This window comes from Actinoplanes sandaracinus, from assembly GCF_030009775.1.
GTDB lineage: Bacteria > Actinomycetota > Actinomycetes > Mycobacteriales > Micromonosporaceae > Actinoplanes > Actinoplanes sandaracinus.
Genome location: NZ_JASCTH010000099.1, coordinates 1 through 579, shown reverse-complemented (window position 1 = coordinate 579; position 579 = coordinate 1). Strand labels below are relative to the sequence as shown.

The following is a 579-nucleotide window of genomic DNA, read 5'->3' as shown; positions in this document are numbered from 1 at the left end:
GGAACACCGCCGGGTGTAGCTCAGCGACGGTCGAGGCGGCTCGGAGGGTGTCACGCTTGTCGGCCCAGTCGACCGTGCCGGAGTCTTCCAGTACGTGCCGGGCGCGGTGGTGCAGTGGGCCGTGGGTCAGGTCCGGCAGGCGGTCATCCGCCGCGAGACGGCGTACATCGTCGCCGAGCAACGCGGCGAACGTAGCCCCGCCAGTATCTGCTCTGAGGAACCAGCACGTCCGTAGGTCCAACCGCAGACTCTCGAGCGGTTCGGCTACTTCCAGGCGTGTCCGGCAGCCTGCCCAGAAAGCCTCGATGACCGCCGGGTCCTCATGTTTCAGGACGTACGCCTCCAAGTCGGCCACCATCCCGAACGCGTCGGTCAGATCCAGCAGACCCAACGCGGTTCGGACCCGCTGCACCGGGTCCGAACCGTCACCGTCATCGAAAAGCATCCCGTAGGAGCAGGAGAAAGCCACCTCGTCGTTCGTCATCTCCACCACAGGCGGCTCACTATCCAGCCACCGACCGGGACCGAGCGGTGTAATCGCCGCCTCAGCCAGCCACTGCAAGGCCAAGGCCACATCCG

General features: G+C 66.3%; 1 protein-coding gene. It reads right to left on the bottom strand.

What is annotated here, in order from left to right; genetic code table 11:
• On the bottom strand, positions 1–493 hold a 493-nt coding region (locus QLQ12_RS46835; protein ID WP_282767552.1), incomplete at its 3' end, for a hypothetical protein.
• Positions 494–579 lie beyond the last annotated feature (86 nt).